The organism is Actinomycetospora sp. (assembly GCF_036497245.1).
Taxonomy (GTDB): domain Bacteria; phylum Actinomycetota; class Actinomycetes; order Mycobacteriales; family Pseudonocardiaceae; genus Actinomycetospora.
In genome coordinates this window covers 1-19603 of the sequence record NZ_DASXJS010000203.1, presented here as the reverse complement: position 1 = coordinate 19603, position 19603 = coordinate 1, and the positions used below count along the sequence as shown (strand labels likewise).

Below are 19603 nucleotides of genomic sequence, written 5' to 3'. Positions count from 1 at the left end.
TCGTGCTCGTCTCGGCGGCGCTGGCCGCGCTGCTCGTCGCGGGCGGGGTCGGCGGCGTCGTCGGCTACGAGGCCGCGAGCGCAGGCTCGTCGGGCGGCGGGAGCTCGGTGCTCGCCGGGTCCTCCAGTTCCTCGTCCTCCGGCTCGACCGCCCCGGCCGGGTCCGTCGAGTCGGTGGCCCAGAAGGTGCTCCCGAGCGTCGTGCAGCTGCGCGGCGCGTCCGGTGAGGGTTCCGGCATCATCATCTCCCCCGACGGCCTCATCCTGACCAACGCCCACGTGCTCGAGGCGGGCCAGGCCCAGTCGCAGGAGAGCGGCCAGGGCGGACTGGGCGGCCTCGGCGGACTCCTGGGCGGCGGGCAGGAACAGCAGCAGCAACCGCAGGCGGCGCCCCAGCTGCAGGCGGTGTTCCAGAACGGGCAGACCGCGCAGGTGCAGGTCGTCGGGACCGACGCGACCGCCGACCTGGCCGTCGTGCGCGCCCAGGGCGTCTCCAACCTCACCCCGGTGGCCCTCGGCGACTCCGGCCAGCTCCAGGTCGGGCAGGGCGTCGTCGCCGTCGGCTCACCGCTGGGCCTGTCCGGGACGGTGACCTCGGGCATCGTCTCCGCCTTGCAGCGCCCGGTGGTCGCCGGCGGTCAGGGCTCGGGCCAGGCGACGGTCTCCGACGCGATCCAGACCGACGCCGCGATCAACCCCGGCAACTCCGGTGGCGCCCTGGTCGACATGGACGGCCGCGTCGTCGGCATCACCTCGTCGATCGCGTCGCTGGGCTCGTCGTCGGGCGGCGGCAGTGGCGGAGGCGGCCAGCAGTCCGGCTCGATCGGGCTCGGATTCGCCATCCCGATCAACCAGGCGAAGACGATCGGCGACCAGCTCGCGAAGCAGGGCTTCGCCAACCAGGCGGTGCTGGGCATCGGCGTCGCGCAGGACCAGTCCGGCGCGACCACCGAGAGCGGCGCCACGATCGGCACCGTGACCCCCGGGGGCGCGGCGGCCACGGCGGGACTCAAGCAGGGCGACGTCGTCACCCGCGTCAACGAGCGGGTCATCGACGACGGCGACTCGCTGATCGCCGCGATCCGCACCCAGGAACCCGGCGCCCAGGTCACGTTGACCGTGCAGTCGCAGGGTGGGCAGCCGCATCAGGTGCCCGTCACCCTCGGGAGCGAGCGGGCACCGTCCAGTTAGGTGCGCTCCGCGCTCGTGAGCACTTTCCGGTGCTATGACACCGGAAAGTGCTCACGAGCCGCAGGCACCTACGGCACGAACGGGACGTCGTCGGGGGCGTCGTGCCGGGCCGCGAGCAGTGCCTTCGCGGGCGCGCCGACGGGGATCCGCAGCGGCAGGTGCTCCGTCTCCACCGCGTCGACGACGGCGGCCGCGACCTCCTCCGGCGTCACGAAGGTCCGGCCGTCGATCCCGCCCGTCCCGAGGTGCGCGTAGGGGTCGCCGGGCAGCCGGAACCAGTCGACGTCGTCGAGCGCGCCCGAGCTCACCGCGCCCGGTTCGAGGAGCGCGGTCTCCAGCCCGAGCGGCGCGGTCTCGACGGCGAGGGCCTCGACGAGGGCCTCCAGCGCCCACTTGGTCGAGGCGTACGCGGCGTTGGGCGGGAGCACGAGGCGCCCGACCACGCTCGACATGAACAGCAGTCGCCCGTGTCCCCGCTCCCGCATGCCGGGCATGACGGCCTGCGCGACCCGCAGCGCGCCGAGGGTGTTCCGGTCGAACAGCCGGGCCAGCTCCTCCGGCGGGGTCGCCTCGACCGCGGCGTAGAAGATCACGCCGGCGTTGGAGACCAGCGTGTCGATCTCCCCCGCCGCCGCGACGGCCGCGGCGATGCTCTCCGGGTCGGTGACGTCGAGCGCGAGCCGCTGGTCCACGTCCAGGTCCAGGTCCTCGAGCGTGCGCGGGTCACGCGCCGTGGCGACGACCCGGTGGCCCCGTGCGGCCGCCTCGGTGGCGATCGCCCGCCCGATCCCCTTCGACGCGCCGGTGATGAGTACCGATGCCATGACGAGCCTCCACGCGAGAGAGTTCAGTTTCTGAACTTGCTGCCCTCGGTAGGCTAGCACGGTGAGTTCAGAAGCTGCACTGACCGGACCGCGGGTCTGCGGGATCGCCGACGCCCTGGGCCTGGTCGGAGATCGCTGGGCCCTGCTGGCCCTGCGCGAGCTCGGCTTCGGCGTGGGGCGGTTCAACGACATCCAGGTCAACACCGGCGCGCCCCGCGCGAGTCTGTCGGCGCGGCTGCGCTCCCTCGAGGAGAGCGGCCTCGTCGACCGGCGCCGCTACTCGGAGCACCCGCCGCGCGACGAGTACCTCCTCACCGACGCCGGCCGCGAGCTGATGCCGGTGCTCGGGGAGCTCCGGGCCTGGGGCGAGAAGCACGCCTCGCCGCGGGTGCGCCCGACGCCGTCGTGACCCCGGACGGGGTGGACGCGCGCCTGGACGCGGTCCTCGTCCACGGCCGCCTGCCGGTGACGCCGGTCGTCGTCGAGTACGACGACGGGTGGCCGGCCCGCTTCGCGGAGCACCGCGACCGGATCGCGGCAACCCTCGGCGAGCGCGCCCGGCTCGTCGAGCACATCGGCTCCACGTCGGTGCCGGGGCTGGCCGCGAAGGACGTCGTGGACATCGTCGTGGGTGTCGACGACCCCGACGACGAGCCCGCGTACCTGCCCGACCTCGTGGCCGCCGGCTACGACCTGCGCGTCCGCGAACCCGGCCACCGGGCGCTGCGGGAGACCAGCGGGCAACGGGTCAACCTCCACTGCTACGCGCCCGGCGACGACGAGGTCGCGAAGTACCGCCTGCTGCGCGACCACCTCCGCGCCGATCCCGAGGCCCGGAGGGAGTACGAGGCGACGAAGCGGGCGCTCGCCGGGCGGGAGTGGCCGGACATGAACCACTACGCCGAGGCGAAGGGCCCCGCGATCCGCCGGCTGCTGCGCGACGCCGGGTGGAGTCCGCCCTCGTGACCATCGGCGGCGATCGGAGCCCACCGGGCCCGGGGCCCACCTAGTTGACGCACCCCGGCGCGGCGGCGGTGATCGGCGGTGGGACGGGCACCGCAGGCGCGGGTGTGGTCGTCGCCCGGTCCGCGCCGTCGGCCGACGGGTCCGTCGAGTCCGAGTCCGAGCCCGAGTTCGCCGAGCCCGAGCCCGAGTCAGACGAGGCCGAGCCCGAGTTCGAGCCCGTCGAGTTCATCCCGTCGTCGCTCCGCGAGGCGGCGCGCGTCACGGCCGCGTCGGACGGCGTGGGCGGCTGCGCCACGATCCCGGCGTCGAGGTCGATCGCATCGCCCACGAAGGAGCGGACCTGTGCCGGGTCCACCTTCACGGCCTGGCCGTCCTCGGGGGTGGCGAGCTCGATCGTCCCGGTCGGGATCGTGCGGAAGGTGACCGAGCCCGCCGAGAGGCCCTGCATCTGCGTGGCGAACGAGAGCACGTTCCAGCCGGAGTCGAGGGTGACCGAGCGGGCCATGACCCCGGTCAGCCGGTCGAGCGCGAAGGGGTTGGCGAGCGTGCCCGCCGAGAGCAGCTTGCTGGTGGCCCCGGCGAGGAAGACCTGCTGCCGCGCGACGCGGTCCAGGTCGCCGTTCGGCAGTCCGTGCCGCTGGCGGACGAACGCGAGCGCCTGCGTGCCGCTGACCAGTTGGGGGCCCGCCGGGAGGCGCAGCCCCGAGTACGAGTCGTCCACCGGGGCGCGCAGACAGACCGGCACCCCACCGATGGCCTGGCTGACGTCGGCGAACCCGGCGAGGTTCACCGACGCGAAGTGGGTGATCCTCAGTCCGGTGAGGTCCTGGACGGTGTCGACGGTGGTACGCGCGCCCGCCGCGAGGGCGGCGCGACGCACGGCCGGGTCGTTCGGCGACGCGGCCGGGGCCGCCTCGGGCGCGAACGGCGAGGTCGGCGCGCCCGACGCCGCGTCGCCGTTCGTGAGGGAGTCGGTCGTGTACGCCACCGCGCGGGAGAAGGCTGAGTTGATCTTGTGCTTGCCGTACCCGTCGGCGACCTGGACGTAGGAGTCCCGGGGGATCGAGACGGCCGTCGCCCGCCCGACGCCCGCGGGGACGTGGACGACGATGATCGAGTCGGCGGTGTCCCCGCCGTCGTCGGAGCCCCCGGCGTGCAGCGCGTCGAGCAGCGCGGGCGGAAGCGGGTTGCCCTGCGGGTCGGTGCGGCTGTCGACGCCGAGCAGCAGGATGTTCTGCTCGGCGGCCGGCGCGGTGGCGCTCGCCCCGATGACCGAGGCCGACGTGGTGGATCGATCCAGAACTCGTACCTGGATCCACGCGAACGCCGAGACCGCGAGAACGGCCGCCGAGACCACGGCGAGCAGCGAGCGTGCGACCACGCGCACCCGCCCCGTCGTGGCTCCGCTCACCTCCTCATGGTTCCCACTCGGCGCACGATCGTCACCGTGACGTGCGACGTATCGCGTGTCGATCCGGTCCCGCTCCCCACAGCTGCCACACATCACGGCCCAGCGGGCACCCACGGTGACCACACCCACCGCCCACGTCAGCGGATGAACCTCGGGGTCCGCGCGGCAGGGCGCCGCGCGGACGAGGAGGTCGAGATGAGCACGGACGCGACCGTCACCCCCGCTGCCCCCGCCACCCGCCGTCGGGCCCTGCGCCTGCGGGCCGGGACCGCGGCCGTCGCGCTGGCCGGGGTCACCCTGCTCGGCGCGTGCGGCACGGGCACCGCCGACGCGGCGAGCGGGAGCTCGACGGGCACGGCGTCGACGGCGACCGCGAGCGCGGCCGCCACGGACACGGCGTTCGACCAGTGCATGACCCGCAACGGGGTCACGAAGCCCTCCGGAGGCCCGACCGGCTCCGGCTCCGGCTCCGGCGGTCGGACCCCGCCGAGCGGTGGGACGCCGCCGTCGGGTGCGGCGCCGACCGGCGGACAGGGCGGGACCCAGACCGGCCAGGCCCCGCCCGGGATCGACACCGCCACCTGGCAGAAGGCCCTCGCGGCCTGCAGGAGCGAGGCGGGCGCCCCGCCGGCGGCGGCCACCGGCAGCTGACCCACCCGTCCCATCCGCGAGGGGAACTCCCGGTCGCTCTATCCGGCCGAGGGTTCCCCTCGCGCCGTTCCGGGGCCGGGTGAGCGGGCCGGGCGGCCTCACAGCAGGCCCACAACGACGGCCCAGGAACCGGACAGAGCGGGCCAGCAGAGTCGTCACCATGACGACGACGACCGACCTTCGCACCGTGCCCCGGCCCGGTCCGCGCCCCGGTCCGCGCCCGGCGCCCGCGGTGCCCGGTCGGACGGGCGCGCGCCACGCCCAGGCGTCGCGCCCCCTCGCGCGGCTCTGGCGCGGCTCGCTGGACGCGCCCCGCTGGGAGCGCCCGGCACTGCTCGCACTGCTGATGGGCACGGCGCTGCTCTACCTGTGGAACCTCGGGGCGAGCGGGGACGCGAACACCTTCTACGCCGCGGCGGTCCAGGCAGGCACCGAGTCGTGGAAGGCGCTGCTGTTCGGCTCGCTGGACTCCTCGAACTTCATCACCGTCGACAAGCCGCCGGCCGCACTCTGGATCATGGGCCTCTCCGGCCGGCTCTTCGGGTTCAACGCCTGGTCGATGCTCGCGCCGCAGGCGCTCATGGGTGTGGCGTCCGTGGCGCTGCTGCGGTCCGCGGTCCGGCGGTGGGCAGGCCCGGGCGCGGGTCTGATCGCGGGCGCCGCGCTGGCGCTCACCCCGGTCGCGGTCCTGATGTTCCGGTTCAACAACCCGGACGCGATGCTCGTGCTCTGCATGGTCGCCGCCGCGTACGCCGCGGTCCGCGCCGTCGACGCCGCCGCCGAGAAGTCCGGGCCGCGCTGGATGGCGCTCACCGGCGCACTGCTCGGCCTCGGGTTCCTGACGAAGATGCTGCAGGCCTGGTTGGTGCTGCCCGCCTTCGCGCTGGTCGTCGTCCTCGTCGCCGCGGTGACCTGGCGGCGTCGCCTGGTGCTGCTCGCCGTCGGGCTGGTCTCGATGATCGCCTCGGTGGCCTGGTACGTGCTGCTCGTCGACCTCTGGCCGAGCGACTCCCGCCCCTACATCGGAGGCTCCACCGACAACTCGTTCCTCGACCTGGTCCTCGGCTACAACGGCCTCGGGCGCATCTTCGGCGGCTCGGGCAACGGCGGAAGCGGCGGTCCGGGCGGCGGCAGCGGGAACACCGGCTTCGGCGGCTCGACGGGCATCACCCGGATGTTCAACGAGTCCTTCGGCGGCCAGATCTCGTGGCTGCTCCCGGCCGCGCTGGTCGTGCTGGTGGCGGGTCTCTGGCTCACGCGGCGGGCGCCGCGCACCGACCGGACCCGAGCCGCGCTGCTGCTCTGGGGTGGCTGGCTCGTGGTCCACGCCCTGGTCTTCAGCTTCATGAGCGGAACCGTGCACGCCTACTACGCGGTCGCGATGGCTCCCGGTCTCGCCGGCACGCTCGCCGCCGGCGGGGTGGTGCTCCACCGGCGCCGCGAGGAGCTCCTCGCCCGCCTCACCCTGGCTGCCGCGCTCGCCGCGACGACCGCGTGGAGCGTCGTCCTGCTGCGCCGCACGCCGGAGTTCCTCCCCTGGCTGCGCTGGGTCGTCGCGATCGCCGGCGCCGTCGCGGTGGTGCTGATGCTGGCGGGCCTGGTCACCCGTCGGGCGTGGCTGCGCCGGGCGCTGCCGGTCCTCCTGCTGAGCGCGCTGCTCGCCGGCGCGGGCGGCTCCGTGGCCTACGCGATGGACACCGCGGCCACCACGCACTCCGGCTCGATCGTCTCGGCGGGTCCCTCGACCGGCGACGGCATGGGCATGGGCGGCGGTCAGGGCGGCCCCGGAGGCGGCACCCCGCCGTCGGGAGAGCGTCCGAGCGGAGCTGCGGGCGGAGCGCCCCAGGGCGATCGGTCCACCCAGGGCGGACAGTCCACCCAGGGCGGACAGGGCGGTGGGGGCGGCCAGGGCGGCCCCGGAGGCACGACGACGTCGACCGAGCTCACCTCGCTGCTGCAGACCTCGGGCACGACCTGGTCCGCGGCGGTCATCGGCTCGCAGAGCGCCGCGTCGATCGAGCTGTCCTCGGGCACCGCGGTCATGGCGATCGGCGGATGGAGCGGCTCGGACGCCGCGCCGACCCTCGCGGGGTTCCAGGCCATGGTCGCTGCCGGGGACGTGCACTACTTCGTCAGCTCCGGCGACGGCGGAGGCATGGGCGGGCAGGGCGGCTCCGACTCGGTCGGCTCCCAGATCACCGCCTGGGTGAAGGCGCACTACACCGCGACGACGGTGGGCGGCACGACGGTCTACGACCTCACCGCGCCGACGAGCTGACCTCGGGGCGCCGCGTCGCGGCGTGATCACCAGGACGACGAGGATCCGGACGCCTGGCGTCCGGATCCTCGTCGTTTCCGCGATCACCACCGGTGTCCGGCCCGGCCCGGCACGGTCGCCCCCGGCTACCGTCGGGTCCATGCCTCGCGCGACCACCTTCGGGACGAGCGCCGACGCGTACGACCGCCTGCGTCCCGCGCCGGCGCCGGAGGCCCTCGACCACGTCGTCCCGCCCGGCGCGCGCCGCGTGGCCGACCTCGCCGCGGGCACCGGCCTGGTCACCCGCGCGGTCCTGGCCCGCCCCGGGGCTCCCGCGGTCGTCGCCGTGGAGCCCGACCCCCGGATGCTCGCCCGCCTCATCGCGACGACGCCGGGCGCGCTCGCCGTCCGCGGGGTGGCCGAGGCGATCCCGCTGGCGTCGGGCGCGGTGGACGCCGTGCTCGCCTCGTCGGCCTGGCACTGGTTCGACCCACCGGTCGCGACCGCCGAGATCGCCCGGGTCCTGCGCCCGGGCGGGGTGCTCGGGCTGCTCTGGAGCCGTGCCGACCCGACGGTGCCCTGGGTCGCCGAGGTCCGCGGCGTCGGGAAGGCCGCCGCGGACGGGTCGGCGACGCTCTCGCGACGCGGGTTCGACGTCGCCCTCCCGCCCGGCCACGGCTTCGTCGACGACCTGCCGGACGCGGTGACGGTGCCGTGGACGCGGCGCATGTCGCGCGACGACGTCGCGGGGATGGTCTGCACCTACAGCGGAGTCCTCGAGCTCTCCGCAGGAGAGCAGGACGCGGTCCGCCGGGCCGCGCGCGAACACCTCGACCGCCTGATCCCGGGCGACGACGCGGTCGACGTGCCGTTCGAGACGGTCGTCCGCCGCTGGACGAGGGCCTGACCCGGGGCGACGGCAGCCCCGCGTCGAGCCCCGCGACTCAGGCGGCGGGGCGCGGCATGCTCGGACGCCGGGCCGCGATCGAGCGGTGCGGCATGCGTGCCGGGGCACCCGGGCGGGTGGCCCGACCGGCGGGGGCGGCTCCGCGCATCGCCGGGGTGGCGGGGACGGGCCGGCCGGTGAGGACGGCGGAGAGCACGCCGAGCAGGTCCTGCGGCGTCGCGTACTCCGCCTCGGGCAGGCGGGCGAGGATCTCGCGGGTCACGCCGTCGCAGCCGTAGATGTCCCCCGCGGTGGTCACCTGCCACCGGCGGGCCGGGAACGGCACGTCGCGCAGGATCAGCACGAGACGCTCGGCGAGCGCTGCCGGGCTGGTGTCCCGGAGGGTCAGACCGGAGATGGCCGGTACGACGGGGCGGGGGGTGCTCGGCATTGGGTGCTCCTCGGGGTCCTCTACTGCCTCAGCCCATCTATTCCCCCATCCGGATGTTCCATAAGCCTCACGCGGCGTCATTCTCCGGAGGAGTGTTCCGTTGACCGGAGTCGGTGCTGGTCCGGACGGTCGAGATTCATCGGACGATCACAGTGCTGTGCGCTGCGACGACGGTGCCGGGCGCGACCGTCCGGCCCCCGACGAGGTCGGGTCCGGCCACCCCGGCGGGCACGGTGACGGGGGCGTCGCCGAGCGCCGTCACCGACACCGCCGTGGTGCCGTCCGCGAGGCCGCGGCGCAGGACCAGCCGACCCGGCGCGGCGTCGAGATCGACCGCGGGCGGGCGGGCCGCCGGGTCCTGGTCGATCGCGACGAGGGCCCGGTTCCCCAGCAGGGCGAGGGTCGCCGGGGTCGCGTGCGCCACGTCCGTGCCGGCGAGCAGCGGGGCGGCGAGCATCGACCAGACCGCCATCTGCGTGGCCTGCTCGGCCGGGGTCAGGCCCACGTCCACCGTGCCGTCGCCGGTGACCGCCCCGTCGCCCTGACCGTTCCCGACCTCGAGCATGTCCGGGTCGTTCCAGCCCGCGCCGGGCGGCAGGCCCGCGTACCGGGCGACGCCGACGTCGACCCGGATGATGTCGGCGACGGAGGCCCAGTCGTCGGCGACGTCGTGGGTCGTCCGCCACAGCTGCGCCGTCCCGGGCGCCCAGCGCCAGGGCACCGAGTTCCCCTTGTCGCAGATCGCGAAGACCATCGGGCGTCCGGTCGCGCGCAGCGCCCGGGCCATCGTCGTGTAGCGGGCGACGGCGTCGGTGCCCGCCGTGAAGCAGTCGTCCTCCTTGACGTAGTCGACGCCCCAGGCCGCGAACGAGGCGGCGTCCGCGGTCTCGTGACCCAGGGAGGCGGGGAAGCCGCGCGCGTCGCAGGTCAGCGTGCCCGCGCTGGTGTAGATCCCCAGGCGTAGCCCGCGGGCGTGCACGTAGTCCGCGAGCGCCGCGATGCCGTGGGGGAACCGGACCGGGTCGGGCACCAGCCGTCCCGCGGCGTCGCGCCGCGGCGAGGCCCAGCAGTCGTCGAGGTTGACGTAGCGGTAGCCGGTCTCCCGCAGGCCCGTCGCCACCAGCGCGTCGGCCTGGGCACGCACCCAGGCCTCGTCGAAGGTGTCCGTGCAGCCGGTGGCGTTCCAGTTGTTCACGCCCATCGGCGGGGTCGCGACCAGGGCCGACGGATCCCCGGTCGTACCCGGGACCAGCGGGGTCGCCGGCGCGTCCGCGGCGCCCGCGAGCAGCACCACGACGAGCACCGCGACGAGGGCGGCCACGGCCCGGGCCGGGCGGGAGCGGGCACGGCGGGCGGGGTCGGCGGGGCGGGCGCGCAGGCGGGAGGACAGGACGGCCATCGGGGCGAGCGTGCCGGGCGGACCTGTGTACAGACTTGGTTACCGATGAGTAGGTTGATCGCATGAGCGCTGTGCTGTCCTCGTGGAACCGTCTCTCCGGCACCCTGCCGGGCCGCGTCCTCGTCAGCGGCGCGGTGTGGCTGCGCGCGCCGTACTTCCTCACCGCGGCCCCGGTCATCGCCGAGCTCGACGAGAAGCACAGCCGCGTGCGCATGCAGAACTGGTGGCTGGTCCACAACCACCTCGGCACCGTGCACGCCATCGCCTCGTGCAACCTCGCCGAGTACGCGATGGGGGTGCTCGCCGAGGCGGCCGTCCCGGCGTCGCACCGGTGGATCCCGATCGGGATGGACGTCCGGTACCTCGCCACGGCGAAGACCTCCGTGACCGCGGACGCGCAGTGGTCGGCGCCGCCGCAGTTCGGGGCCGAGAAGGAGGACGTCACCGTGGAGGTGGCGATCCGCGACGACGCCGGGAACGAGGCCGTGCACGCCTCGATCCACCTCCGGATCTCCGCGCGCCCACCGCGGTAGGTGGCGCTGTGCCACGATCGTCGGACCATGAGCGCCCCGCCCGATCCCGGCCCGAGCGCCGGGTCGGGCGCGGCCGAGAACCGGGAACCCACCGGTCGGCGCCCGGCCACGTCGGGGCAGGTCGTCGCGCAACGGTTCACCACCCGCCGGGTCGCCTCCGCGCTGGTGCGCCGCGACCCGGCGCCCCGGGTCGACCCGCTGCGCGGCCACACCCGGGCCACCGTCGCCGGCGGGTTCGTCGCGGCGCTCGCGCTCGGCGTCGCGGCCGTGCTCGGCGTGGTGGACCGGCCGACGGACTGGCGCCGGGCGTCGATCGTCGTCGCCGAGCACTCCGGCGCCCTCGCGGTCGTCACGCATGACCCCGACGACGCCCTGATCGGCGTCCCGAACCTTGCCTCCGCCCGCCTGGCCGCCGCCGCGCTCGCCGGGGCCCCGGCCCCCTCCGATCCCGTCGAGGTCGCCGACTCGACCCTCGACGCCGCCCCCCGGGCCCGCCCGGTCGGCATCGTCGACGCCCCCGCCCTCCCGCAGGCCGACCAGCCCGGCCCCGCCGTGTGGTCGGTCTGCGACACCACCGCCCCCGACCCCGCTCCCGGCGTGGCCTGGACCCGCCCCCGCACGACGACGACCGTGGCGGGCGCGGCCGCGCCGCCGGGACGCGCGCTCGCCCCGGGCGAGGGCCTCGTCGTCGTGGACCGGGCCGGCCAGAACTGGCTGGTCCACGACGGCGTCCGGGCCCGCCTCGACGTGACCCGCCCGGCGGTCGTCGAGGCCCTCGGCCTCGGCGGGCTGCTGCCGCGGCCCGCGAGCAGCGGGTTCCTCGCGGCGCTGCCCGAGGCGCCGCCGATCACGCCGCCCGCGGTCCCCGGCCGGGGGTCCCCGGTGCCGGTGGACCTGGCGGGCGAGCGCGCCGGGGGCGTCGTGCGTGTCGTCGGTCCGGGGCGGCCCGACACCTACCTGCTTGTGCTCCCCGACGGCGTCGAGGTGGTCCCGGAGTTGCTCGCCCGCCTCATCCGGCTCGACGACCCGGGCCGTTCAGGTCTCCCGATCCCGACCGTCTCCCCCGCGCAGGTCGCCTCCCCGCCGCTCTCCCGGGCGATCGACCCGAGCGCGTTCCCCGACCCCGCCCCGGTGCCGCTGCCCCCCGACCGCGCGCCGACCGCCTGCGCGGACCTCGCGGCCGGCGCGGGCGCGGCCGCCGTGACGGTGTCGACGGCACCGTTGCCCCAGGCCACGGCGCTGCGCCAGGCCGACGGGTCCGGGGACCGGGTGGACCGGGTCCTGCTCCCGGGCACGGGTGCCGCGGTCCGCACCGTCGGCGCCGGGGCGGGTGCGCTGGTCGTGGTGTCGGCCACGGGGACCGTGCACGGCGTGCCCGACGCCGCGACCGCGGACGCGCTCGGTCTGGGCCGGACCTTCTCGCCCGCCCCGCAGGCGGTCGTGGGGCTGTTGCCGAGCGGACCCACGCTCTCGGTGGAGGCCGCGACCCGTCCGCTGGGCTGAGCGCCCGGCCCCGCGAATCCGGGACTCAGGGCCCCGCGGCGACGACCTGCTGGGGTTGCGCTCCGGGCGCCGCCGACGACGAGGTCGGCGGGTCGGCGGACCGGCCCGTGGGCGTCGTCGTCCCCACCACCGGGGGCAGCACCGGGGGGACGGCCGCGGCGGGTGTGGTCGTGACCACCGGGGGCGGAGCCGCGGTGGGCACGACGGACGGCGCGACCGTGGTCGTCGTCGTACGGGTCCGGGTGCGGGTGGTCGCGCGGATGCGCGTGGACTGCACCGGCTGCGCCTCGTCGCTGGTGGGCACCACCGCGGCGGGCGGCGCGGGGATGGCGGGGACGGACGACGCAGGCGGCGGGAGCGGCGCCGTGGCCGAGACGCCCCGCACCAGGGTGTACGCCAGCGCGGAGCCGGCCACGAGCACCGCGGCCAGGGCGACCCCGGCCGCCACGAGCAGCCCGCGACGGCGGCGCCCGGGCGGGGTCTCGGCACCGGTCGGCGCCTCGGCCCACGGGCCGGTCGTCGGGGTCAGGATCGCCGGGCCCGCGGCCGGGGGCGCGCCCGTCGGGAAGACCCCGGTCGGCGCCGCCATGAGCGCGGGCGAGAGCACCGTCTCGGCGTCGAGGCCGACGTCGCGCGAGACCGCCCGCGCCGCCGCGAGGACCTCGTCGGCGTCCGGGCGGGCGGCCGGGTCGTCGGCGGTCATCGCGATCAGCAGCGAGCGCAGCGACTCCGGCAGCCCGATCGGCACCACCGGGCGGCGGTGCAGGCGGGCGACCGCCGCCTCGAGCGCGTTGCCCGGGTACTCGCGGCGACCGGTGAGGCACTCGATCAGCACCAGCCCGAGGGCGTAGATGTCGACGGCGGGCGTCACCGCCTCGCCGCGCACCTGCTCGGGGCTGAGGTAGGACGCCGTCCCGATGACCATGCCCGCCGCCGTCACCGGCGCGGCGTCACGGACCGCGGCGATCCCGAAGTCGGACAGGTGGGCCCGGCCGTCGCCGTCGAGCAGGACGTTGCCCGGCTTCACGTCGCGGTGCACCACCCCGCGGCGGTGCACGTACCCGAGGGCGTCGGCCAGCGCGGCGCCGAGGGCGATCACGTCGCCGAGGGGCAGGGGTCCGCGCCGGATGCGCTGCGCGAGGGTGTCGCCCTCGATGAGCTGCATGACGAAGTAGGCGCGCCCGTGGTCGTCGCCGACGTCGTAGACGGTGACCAGCCCGGGGTGCGAGAGCGCCGCGAGGGTGAGGACCTCGCGACGGTTGCGCGCGTCCGAGCCCTCCTCGAGGTCGCCCACCAGCTCGGCGGGCGGGCCGGACGGGCGCGGGGTGGCGCCGATGTCCCCGGGGCCGTAGCGGGCGGCGGCAGCATCGGGCGCCGCGCCGTCGGCGCCGTCCTCGTCCGGCGGCAGTGCCCCGGGCAATGCCTCGAGCGCCTCCGGCGCAGGCTCGAGCGCCTCCGGCACGGGCTCGTCCGCGGCCGCGGCGGCCTCGGCGTTCGCCGCGGCGACCACCTCGCCGCCCGCCCCGAACATCTTGATCGCGACGTCACGGCCGAGGAGCTCGTCGCGGGCGCGGTAGACGTCGGCGGCCCCGCCCCGTCCGATCAGGTCACCGACGGTGTACCGGCCGCCGACGACCGTGGGCGGCCCGGCATCGGTCGTGCTCACCGGACACCCCCTCGCTCGCCGGCACTTCCGCGGACCCGTCGTCCGACGGGTCCGGCCCCGGAATCGATTCTCTCCCAGTGACGGGCGCCGTGTCTGCCGATGACGGCTCCGGATCCCGGGTTCACTTCCGGTCAACGACGAAGTCGGTATCCGGACGCGGACCGTTACGAACCCGTCAGCCCGATCGCGGGGCGGACGACCCGCCCGTCGCTCCGGCGAGGCGCTCGAGCACCGTCGGCAGGGACCCGGCGTGCACCACGTCGAGCGACCGGGTGGCACGGGTGAGTGCGACGTAGAGATCGTTCAGCCCGCGCGGCGACTCGTCGACGATCCCGGACGGGTCGACGAGCACGACCGCGTCGAACTCCAGGCCCTTCGCCTCCCCCACCGTCGAGACGATCACCGCGACCTCGAGGTCCGTCGCCCCGCGCTCGTCGACGGTGTCCCGGTCGTCGGCCACACCGCTGACGGGCAGGTGGTCGGCGGCCAGCCGTTCGCGCAGCTGCTCGACCCGCCCGGCCGGCGCGAGCACCGCGACGCGGCCGTTGCCCTCGGCGTCGACGACGTCGTCGGCGGCCGCACGGGTCGTCGTCGCGACCTGCGCCTCGAGGGCCGACTCCGCGACCGCGACCGCGCGGGGCGGCACCCCGGACTCGCGCACCGACTCCGGCGGGGTCTGCGTGGGGTCGATGAGCGCGAGAACGTCCGCGGCGATCTCCGCGATCTCGGCGGGGGTGCGGTAGTTGACGGTGAGGGTCTCCCGGCGCCAGCGGGCCGCCACGTACGGGGACAACACCTCGTGCCAGGAGCCGGCGCCGTCGCGGGCGCCGGTCTGCGCGACGTCGCCGACCAGGGTCATCGACCGGCTCGGGCAGCGGCGCATGAGGACCCGCCATGCCATCGGCGAGAGCTCCTGGGCCTCGTCGACGATGACGTGGCCGAAGGTCCAGGTGCGGTCCTCGGCGGCGCGCTCGGCCGCGGAGGCGTAGTCGACCTCCCGGCTGCGGTCGGCCAGCACGGACGCGTCGATGACGTCGGTGGGGCGCAGGACCTCGGGGTCCCAGTCCTCCTCCAGCGCCAGGATGTCCAGGACCCCCGCGGCGTACGCCTCGTCGGCCTCGCGCTTGCGCTCGGCGCGCTCGCGCTCGGCGGTGTCGTCCTCCCCGAGCAGCTCAGCGGCCTCGTCGAGCAGCACCGCGTCGGCAGGGGTCCACCAGTGCGGGTCGAGCAGGCTCCCGTCCGGCGTCGCGGCGGGCGGGGAGTCGCGGCGCAGCAGGGCCCGGTCGGCGTCGGACCAGCCGCGGGTGGCGGCGGTGATGCGCTTCGGGTCGGTGTAGAGCTCGGCCAGCAGCTGCGGGGGTGTCAGCGTCGGCCACAGCTCGTCGAGCGCGGCCAGCAGGTCGTCGTTCTCCCGCATCGCGGCCCGGATGTCGGCCAGGTCGCCGCGGTCGAGGAGGCGCTGGTCGCCCTCGGGCACCTCGGGATGGCTGCCCTCGCGGGAGAGCCGGTCCCGCTCGCGACGCGCCAGCATGTCGATCGCCTCGCGGACGAAGGTGCGCTTCGCGTCGTTGTGGGGGCGGCGGGTGCGCCGCGCGCGGGTGCGGGCCTGGGCGACCAGGTCGCGGTCGAGCTCGACCGTCTCGCCCTCGACGGTCAGCGTGACGGTGTGGCGCGGCAGCTCCTGGCGGTCCCGGACCGCGGTGGAGAGCACCTTGGCCATGTCCGCCGACCCCTTGCGCGCGGCCGCCCCGGGGGACTCCGCCCGCTGCGCCGCGAGGCCCGGGTAGAGCTCACCGACCGTGGAGAGCAGGACGCTCGTCTCGCCGAGCGAGGGCAGCACCTGCTCGATGTAGCGCAGGAACGTCGGGTTCGGGCCGACCACGAGCACGCCGCGCTTCGCGAGCTGCCGGCGGTGGGTGTAGAGCAGGTAGGCCGCGCGGTGCAGCGCCACGGCCGTCTTGCCGGTGCCGGGTCCGCCTTCGACGACCAGGACCCCGTTCACCCCGGAACGGATGATCCGGTCCTGCTCGGTCTGGATCGTGGCGACGATGTCGCCCATGCGCCCGGTCCGCCCCGAAGAGAGGGCGGCCAGCAGCGTCGCCTCACCGGTGAGCCCGCTGCGCTGCGACCCGTCGTGCTTCGCCGCGGCGGCCGCGGCCTCGGCCAGGTCGAGGATCTCGTCGTCGACGGCGAGCACCTTGCGGCTGCGGGTCCGCAGGTGGCGGCGCCTGCGGATGCCGTCCGGGCTGGCCGCCGTCGCGGTGTAGTACGGCCGGGCCACCGGGGCGCGCCAGTCGATGAGCAGCGGCTCGTAGTCGTGGTCCTCGTCGAGCAGGCCGAGCCTGCCGATGTAGGCGACCTGCTGGTCGAACCCGGGTGTCTCCGGATCCGCGGCGTCCTTGGTCCCCGGGGCGAGCACGGCGTCGGGCTCCACGTCCAGGCGCCCGAAGCACAGCCCCTCCTCGACCGCGGAGAGCGTGGCGAGCTGCTCGGAGTACATCGCGGCCGCGGCGTCGCGCTCGGAGACGGCCTGCGGGGTCCCGGTGGTCTCGTTGCGCAGGACCCGGGCGAGGAGCTCGGCAGTCTCCTTGCGCCGGGCGTCGAGGCGCCCGTAGAGCATCGTGACGTAGGGCTGTTCCGCCGCGAGGGGATCCGAGACGGGCTCGACCTCGGTGACTGTCGGGGACGCGGGGTGGGACAAGGACGACCTTCGTTCGCTGTCGTGCGGCGCCGGGAGGGCCCTCCACGATAGCCCTCGACGCGGGGCGGACCGGCGTGTGCGCTCAGGCCTGCCGGTGCCGGTGCGTCCCGTCCGCGTCCGCCTCGCGCACCACCCGGCCCTGGGCCGCCAGCACCTCGAGGTGGGCGTCGGTCTCCAGGATCGCGAGCATGCGGTGGAACGGCTCCAGGTCCTCGAGGCCCTTCTCCCGGCGTGTCCAGGTCAGCGCGGCCGCCGCCTCGGCCGCCGTGCCCGCTCCCGCGGCGGCGACCCGCTCGATGGCGTCGAGCCGTCCCCCGTGGTGGTCGAGGAGCTCGTCGACCCGCGCGTGGGCGCTGGGACGGACCGGACCGTGCGCGGGCAGCAGGCGGCGGTCGGGGCGCTCGCGGACCCGGGCCAGGGAGGCGAGGAAGCGGGTCAGCGCGCCGGGGCGGGCGCCCGGCTCGAAGCCGATGGACGGAGTGATGTGCGGCAGCACGTGATCGCCCGCGAAGAGCAGGCCCGGCCCGTCGGCGGCGGGGCCGACGGCGCTGTCGAACACGAGGTGACCGCGGGTGTGGCCGGGGGTCTCGACGGCCTCGAGGACCCGGTCGCCGACCGGGAGGCGGTCCCCGTCGGCCAACCAGTCGTCGGGGGCCGTGTAGTCGATCGGGTCGTCGCTCCCGGCCTCCGCCATCGCGGCGGCGATCTCGTCGGCCAGGGCCCCTGCGCCCGACAGGCGCAGGCCGGCGACCTGCGGAGCCAGCGGGGCCGGCCGGACGGCCATGGCCTCGACGGAGTCGCGCTCCCCCGCGCCCAGCGACACCCGGGCGCCCGTCTCGCGGCGCAGCGCGACCGCCTGCGTGTAGTGGTCGCGGTGGACGTGGGTGACCAGGAAGCGCCCGATGTCGGGCAGCTCCGCCCCGAGACCGCGCAGGGCGGCGGCGAGCAGGTCCCGGGACTCGGTGAGCGACCAGCCCCCGTCGACGAGGGTGAGCCGGTCGCCGTCGCGCAGGACGTAGACGTTGACCGCCCGCAGCGCGTCCATCGGCAGCGGCAGGGGTACCCGGAGGACGTCGGGGGCCACCGTCTCCGGCTCGGGGCGGCTCCAGCTCTGGCGGTCGTCGGCGTCGGTCACACCGCTCAGGATGCCGCGCCCGCCCCGGCGCGCCCGACGACCGGGTCGGCGGGGACGTCCTCGGGGCCTGGTCCGGGCTCCGGGCGCCCGGCGTCCGGGCTCGGCTCGACGGCCTGCTCCGGGGCCCGACGACGGGCCGCGGCGCCGAAGAAGTCGCCCCCCTTCGCGCGGACGGCGTCGGTGCCCCAGTTCCGCGTGCGGTCGGCCGGGACGAGGCGCGGGATGTGCTTGCGGCAGTGGATGTAGGCCTCGACGACGCTGATCTTCACCCAGCGTTGCGGGGTGCGGCCGCGTTCGTCGTCGACCGCGATCCCGGGGTGGTCGATGCGCATCCGCTCGTCCTCGACGATCGCGGCATGCCCGTTGACGTGCAGGCCGATCAGGTCGTGCACGAAATCCATCACCAGCACCCCGATGCTCGGGTTCTCGCTGATGTTGCCGAGGCTGGCCAGCACGCCGTTGCCCCGGTACTCGGGGTAGGCGATGGTGCGTTCGTCGATGACCTGGAGGAATCCGGCCGGTCCCGCGCGCAGCGAGCAGTCGCATTCGCCGGTCGCGTCGGAGGTGGCGATGAAGGCCATGTCCATCCGGCCGACGAACTCGATCATCTGCTCGTTGAGGTGGTCGAGCACCTGGTCGTCGTAGAACTTCTCGGCGCGCGCCGCGGTGCCGTAGGCGGCTTGGAGCAGGTGTTCGCCGCCCGAGCCGGGCAGTTCGCGATCGCCGCGCGCGGCCAGCGGGTCGTCTGGACCACCAACGTGATCTGTGTTGGAAATCACACTCGACGCGGGCTGGGTGTTTCGCTGTGCGATGTCGGAATGTGTCCGCATTGGCCGACGAACACGCTGCGTGGTCTCGTCGGCTGGCGCGGTGTACCCGGACGGCGGTGCCTGCTCATCGGACTCGGCGAGTTCGAGCGTCAGCAGATCATCTCCGGCTGTCCCGGTTGGGGCAGGTAACGGAAAAGTCACGGCGCCCTGCTTACACGGTCAGCGAGATCATTGCGACTACCGGGCCGAAGGTTCGTCCATTGGGGGCAAGGCTGTTGAGCCGAACGTGACCGGGAACCACTCGAACGAGCGGTCAAGGCTGCCATTTCGGCTATGTCGAGCTACTGTCCTTCCGTCGGGGGACAGGACAGACCAACAGACGGCGTCTTGCCCGCGCCCCGGATGAAGGTAGAGACTTCGCCCCGACCATGACTGCGAACGCCGTAATCAACCCGATCCCACCTCAGCGAGGGCAAAGCACCCCACCTGCGGGCGCTTCCGCGGTCGTGCGGATCGTGCGGGAGAGCTGGGCACTGATCGAGGCGCAGCAGGACGACGTCTCGCAGTTCTTCTACGGCATGTTGTTCAGCCTCGCCCCGGGTACCCGCGAACTGTTCCCGATCAACATGCAGGTGCAGCGCAGCCGCATCATGCGCGCGATCGTGCACCTGGTGCAGATGATCGACCGGCCTGACGAGCTCATGCCCTTCCTGCGCCAGCTCGGCCGCGACCACCGCAAGTTCGGCGTCGTCGCCGCCCAGTACGAGTCGGTCGGAACGGCGCTACTCTCCGCGATCAAGCGCTATTCCGGCAGCAACTGGACGCCCACCGTCGAGCGAGCCTGGGCCGAGGCGTACACGATCATGGCCCGCACCATGCTCGAAGCGGCGGCCGCCGACGAGGGCCCGGCCTGGTGGTCCGCCGAGGTGCTCGACGTCGACAGGATCAGCTGGGACCTGGCCACCGTGCGGGTACAACCCGACTACCCGGTGCCCTTCCAGGCCGGCCAGTACATGAGCGTGACCGCACCGCAGCGCGACAAGCTCTGGCGCTACCTGACCCCGGCGAACGCGCCGCGCGAGGACGGCACCATCGACTTCCACGTCCGCGCGGTCGAGGGCGGCTGGGTGTCGCGGGCGCTGGTCAACCACACCAACCTCGGCGACGTGTGGCGGCTCGGCCCGCCACTGGGCCGGATGACCGTTGACCGGGAATCCGGGGCCGACGTGCTGATGATCGCCGGCGGCACCGGGATCGCCA

Annotated in this window: 17 protein-coding genes; 9 read left to right on the top strand and 8 right to left on the bottom strand. The window is 75.2% G+C overall.

Annotation, left to right across the window (positions count from 1 at the left end; translation table 11 throughout):
- On the top strand, window positions 1–1190 hold a 1190-nt coding region (locus VGI02_RS21465; RefSeq protein WP_331630670.1), incomplete at its 5' end, for a S1C family serine protease.
- A gap of 68 nt (window positions 1191–1258) precedes the next feature.
- On the opposite strand, the gene VGI02_RS21460 is transcribed toward VGI02_RS21465, so the two are convergent.
- Entirely contained in the window at window positions 1259–2014 is a 756-nt protein-coding gene (locus VGI02_RS21460; RefSeq protein ID WP_331630668.1) for an SDR family NAD(P)-dependent oxidoreductase, read from the bottom strand.
- 61 nt (window positions 2015–2075) lie between these two features.
- On the opposite strand from VGI02_RS21460, the gene VGI02_RS21455 reads away from it, so the two are divergent.
- Together VGI02_RS21455 and VGI02_RS21450 are read left to right on the top strand one after the other, a co-directional pair.
- The gene (locus VGI02_RS21455; protein WP_331630666.1) at window positions 2076–2423 is read left to right on the top strand and encodes a winged helix-turn-helix transcriptional regulator; all 348 of its coding nucleotides are present in this window, start codon (window positions 2076–2078) and stop codon (window positions 2421–2423) included.
- Window positions 2420–2980: a GrpB family protein gene (locus VGI02_RS21450; RefSeq protein ID WP_331630664.1), complete on the top strand. Its 561-nt coding sequence runs from the start codon at window positions 2420–2422 to the stop codon at window positions 2978–2980. Before VGI02_RS21455 ends, VGI02_RS21450 begins: the two co-directional genes overlap by 4 nt.
- A 40-nt stretch (window positions 2981–3020) precedes the next feature.
- Here the strand turns inward: VGI02_RS21450 and VGI02_RS21445 are convergent, their stop codons facing one another.
- Entirely contained in the window at window positions 3021–4391 is a 1371-nt protein-coding gene (locus tag VGI02_RS21445) for an LCP family protein (RefSeq protein WP_331630662.1), read from the bottom strand.
- Window positions 4392–4586: 195 nt separating this feature from the next.
- Between VGI02_RS21445 and VGI02_RS21440 the strand changes: the two genes are divergently transcribed.
- The 3 genes from VGI02_RS21440 to VGI02_RS21430 all read left to right on the top strand — a co-directional run bounded on the left by VGI02_RS21440 (window position 4587) and on the right by VGI02_RS21430 (window position 8206).
- Window positions 4587–5042: a hypothetical protein gene (locus tag VGI02_RS21440; RefSeq protein ID WP_331630660.1), complete on the top strand. Its 456-nt coding sequence runs from the start codon at window positions 4587–4589 to the stop codon at window positions 5040–5042.
- Between the two features lie 160 nt (window positions 5043–5202).
- A complete protein-coding gene (locus VGI02_RS21435) occupies window positions 5203–7320 on the top strand; it encodes an ArnT family glycosyltransferase (RefSeq protein ID WP_331630658.1) in 2118 nt (705 codons plus the stop codon).
- Window positions 7321–7459: 139 nt separating this feature from the next.
- The gene (locus VGI02_RS21430) at window positions 7460–8206 is read left to right on the top strand and encodes a class I SAM-dependent methyltransferase (RefSeq protein ID WP_331630656.1); all 747 of its coding nucleotides are present in this window, start codon (window positions 7460–7462) and stop codon (window positions 8204–8206) included.
- A 37-nt stretch (window positions 8207–8243) separates the two neighbouring features.
- Here the strand turns inward: VGI02_RS21430 and VGI02_RS21425 are convergent, their stop codons facing one another.
- Complete coding sequence (locus VGI02_RS21425; RefSeq protein WP_331630654.1) at window positions 8244–8636, bottom strand: hypothetical protein; 393 nt, start codon at window positions 8634–8636, stop codon at window positions 8244–8246.
- Window positions 8637–8772: 136 nt separating this feature from the next.
- Complete coding sequence (locus VGI02_RS21420; protein WP_331630652.1) at window positions 8773–10035, bottom strand: glycoside hydrolase family 27 protein; 1263 nt, start codon at window positions 10033–10035, stop codon at window positions 8773–8775.
- A gap of 62 nt (window positions 10036–10097) precedes the next feature.
- Here VGI02_RS21420 and VGI02_RS21415 point away from each other — a divergent pair, with 62 nt between their 5' ends.
- Window positions 10098–10568 (top strand): hotdog fold domain-containing protein, encoded by a 471-nt coding sequence (locus VGI02_RS21415; RefSeq protein ID WP_331630650.1) that lies wholly within the window; start codon window positions 10098–10100, stop codon window positions 10566–10568.
- A 27-nt stretch (window positions 10569–10595) separates the two neighbouring features.
- On the top strand, window positions 10596–12071 hold the full coding sequence (eccB, locus tag VGI02_RS21410; RefSeq protein WP_331630648.1) for a type VII secretion protein EccB: 1476 nt from the start codon (window positions 10596–10598) through the stop codon (window positions 12069–12071).
- 25 nt (window positions 12072–12096) lie between these two features.
- On the opposite strand, the gene VGI02_RS21405 is transcribed toward eccB, so the two are convergent.
- From VGI02_RS21405 to VGI02_RS21390, 4 genes are all read right to left on the bottom strand, one after another.
- Window positions 12097–13737, bottom strand: coding sequence for a serine/threonine-protein kinase (locus tag VGI02_RS21405; protein WP_331630646.1), 1641 nt, complete (start codon window positions 13735–13737; stop codon window positions 12097–12099).
- A gap of 175 nt (window positions 13738–13912) precedes the next feature.
- A complete protein-coding gene (locus VGI02_RS21400) occupies window positions 13913–16438 on the bottom strand; it encodes a HelD family protein (RefSeq protein ID WP_331630644.1) in 2526 nt (841 codons plus the stop codon).
- 82 nt (window positions 16439–16520) lie between these two features.
- Window positions 16521–17573 (bottom strand): MBL fold metallo-hydrolase, encoded by a 1053-nt coding sequence (locus tag VGI02_RS21395; RefSeq protein WP_331630642.1) that lies wholly within the window; start codon window positions 17571–17573, stop codon window positions 16521–16523.
- 5 nt (window positions 17574–17578) lie between these two features.
- Window positions 17579–18352 carry a pyridoxamine 5'-phosphate oxidase family protein gene (locus VGI02_RS21390; protein WP_331630640.1) on the bottom strand — a complete coding sequence of 258 codons (774 nt, stop codon included), beginning with the start codon at window positions 18350–18352 and terminating at the stop codon, window positions 17579–17581.
- A 419-nt stretch (window positions 18353–18771) separates the two neighbouring features.
- On the opposite strand from VGI02_RS21390, the gene VGI02_RS21385 reads away from it, so the two are divergent.
- The coding region (locus VGI02_RS21385) for a globin domain-containing protein (RefSeq protein ID WP_331630638.1) at window positions 18772–19603 on the top strand (832 nt) is incomplete at its 3' end.

Bases quoted from the DNA above. Each gene is read 5' to 3' on its own strand.
- VGI02_RS21460 (WP_331630668.1), bottom strand. From the start codon at position 2,014: ATGGCATCGGTACTCATCACCGGCGCGTCGAAGGGGATCGGGCGGGCG.
- VGI02_RS21440 (WP_331630660.1), top strand. From the start codon at position 4,587: ATGAGCACGGACGCGACCGTCACCCCCGCTGCCCCCGCCACCCGCCGT.
- VGI02_RS21435 (WP_331630658.1), top strand. From the start codon at position 5,203: ATGACGACGACGACCGACCTTCGCACCGTGCCCCGGCCCGGTCCGCGC.
- VGI02_RS21430 (WP_331630656.1), top strand. From the start codon at position 7,460: ATGCCTCGCGCGACCACCTTCGGGACGAGCGCCGACGCGTACGACCGC.
- VGI02_RS21425 (WP_331630654.1), bottom strand. From the start codon at position 8,636: ATGCCGAGCACCCCCCGCCCCGTCGTACCGGCCATCTCCGGTCTGACC.
- VGI02_RS21420 (WP_331630652.1), bottom strand. From the start codon at position 10,035: ATGGCCGTCCTGTCCTCCCGCCTGCGCGCCCGCCCCGCCGACCCCGCC.
- VGI02_RS21415 (WP_331630650.1), top strand. From the start codon at position 10,098: ATGAGCGCTGTGCTGTCCTCGTGGAACCGTCTCTCCGGCACCCTGCCG.
- eccB (WP_331630648.1), top strand. From the start codon at position 10,596: ATGAGCGCCCCGCCCGATCCCGGCCCGAGCGCCGGGTCGGGCGCGGCC.